Genomic DNA, 2,155 nt, shown 5'->3' with positions numbered 1-2,155 from the left:
TGCCGCCGTTGTCGTTGGTCACCGTCTTGACCAGGGTCAGCGTTGCCGCCTGGTCGTCGTTGACGATCGTACAAGTCGCGCTCACGCCGTTGGCCAAGGTCAGGCTGTTGCCCGACAAGGTGCCCGCGGTGCAGCTCCACGCGCCGGCGGTGTAACCGGCCACGGCAGCTTCGGTCAGGGTGTAGACGCCGGCGCTGACCGGTGCACTGGTCACCGTCGCCGTACCGCTCACACCGGTGATCGTGGTCGGACCGGTCGCGGTCAGCGGGAAGTCCGTGATCGTCGCGGTGCCGCCGTTGTCGTTGGTCACCGTCTTGACCAGGGTCAAGGTCGCGGCCTGGTCGTCGTTGACGATCGTACAAGTCGCGCTTACGCCGTTGGCCAGGGTCAGGCTGTTGCCCGACAAGGTGCCCGCAGTGCAGCTCCACACGCCGGCGGTGTAGCCGGCGACCGTCGCTTCGGTCAGGGTGTAGACGCCGGCGCTGACCGGTGCACTGGTCACCGTCGCGGTGCCGCTGACGCCGGTGATCGTGGTCGGGCCGGTCGCGGTCAGCGGGAAGTCCGTGATCGTCGCGGTGCCGCCGCTGTCGTTGGTCACCGTCTTGACCAGGGTCAAGGTCGCGGCCTGGTCGTCGTTGACGATCGTACAAGTCGCCGAGACACCGTTGGCCAAGGTCAAGCTGTTGCCCGACAAGGTGCCCGCGGTGCAGCTCCAGGCGCCGGCGGTATAGCCGGCGACCGTCGCTTCGGTCAGCGTGTACACGCCGGCGCTGACCGGTGCACTGGTCACCGTCGCGGTGCCGCTGACACCGGTGATCGTGGTCGGGCCGGTTGCGGTCAGCGGGAAGTCGCTGATCGTCGCGATGCCGCCGTTGTCGTTGGTCACCGTCTTGACCAGGGTCAGCGTTGCCGCCTGGTCGTCGTTGACGATCGTACAAGTCGCGCTCACGCCGTTGGCCAAGGTCAGGCTGTTGCCCGACAAGGTGCCCGCGGTGCAGCTCCAGCTACCGGCGGTGTAACCGGCCACGGTCGCTTCGGTCAGGGTGTAGACGCCGGCGCTGACCGGTGCACTGGTCACCGTCGCCGTACCGCTCACGCCGGTGATCGTGGTCGGACCGGTCGCGGTCAACGGGAAGTCGCTGATCGTCGCGGTGCCGCCGTTGTCGTTGGTCACCGTCTTGACCAGGGTCAAGGTCGCGGCCTGGTCGTCGTTGACGATCGTGCACGTCGCGCTCACGCCGTTGGCCAGAGTCAGGCTGTTGCCCGTCAGCGTGCCCGCAGTGCAGCTCCAGCTACCGGCGGTGTAACCGGCCACGGTCGCTTCGGTCAGGGTGTAGACGCCGGCGCTGACCGGTGCACTGGTCACCGTCGCCGTGCCGCTCACACCGGTGATCGTGGTCGGGCCGGTCGCGGTCAACGGGAAGTCGCTGATCGTCGCGGTGCCGCCGTTGTCGTTGGTTACCGTCTTGACCAGGGTCAAGGTCGCGGCCTGGTCGTCGTTGACGATCGTACAAGTCGCCGAGACACCGTTGGCCAAGGTCAAGCTGTTGCCCGACAAGGTGCCCGCGGTGCAGCTCCACGCGCCGGCGGTGTAACCGGCCACGGCAGCTTCGGTCAGGGTGTACACGCCGGCGCTGACCGGTGCATTGGTCACCGTCGCGGTGCCGCTGACACCGGTGATCGTGGTCGGGCCGGTCGCGGTCAGCGGGAAGTCCGTGATCGTCGCGATGCCGCCGTTGTCGTTGGTCACCGTCTTGACCAGGGTCAAGGTCGCGGCCTGGTCGTCGTTGACGATCGTACAAGTCGCCGAGACACCGTTGGCCAGGGTCAGGCTGTTGCCCGACAAGGTGCCCGCGGTGCAGCTCCAGCTACCGGCGGTGTAACCGGCCACGGCAGCTTCGGTCAGGGTGTAGACGCCGGCGCTGACCGGTGCACTGGTCACCGTCGCGGTGCCGCTGACACCGGTGATCGTGGTCGGACCGGTCGCGGTCAGCGGGAAGTCCGTGATCGTCGCGGTGCCGCCGTTGTCGTTGGTCACCGTCTTGACCAGGGTCAGCGTTGCCGCCTGGTCGTCGTTGACGATCGTACAAGTCGCGCTCACGCCGTTGGCCAAGGTCAGGCTGTTGCCCGACAAGGTGCCCGCGGTGCAGCTCCA

Annotated in this window: 1 protein-coding gene; it reads right to left on the bottom strand. The window is 67.7% G+C overall.

Going from position 1 to position 2,155, the window contains the following annotated elements; translation table 11 throughout:
• The coding region (locus ACTOWK_RS23560) for a beta strand repeat-containing protein (protein WP_441332501.1) at positions 1-2,155 on the bottom strand (2,155 nt) is incomplete at both ends.

It is taken from the genome of Lysobacter sp. CA196 (assembly GCF_052078695.1).
Classification (GTDB): Bacteria; Pseudomonadota; Gammaproteobacteria; order Xanthomonadales; family Xanthomonadaceae; genus Lysobacter.
Note: the sequence above shows the minus strand (reverse complement) of the source record. Positions and strands in the feature narration are given on the sequence as shown.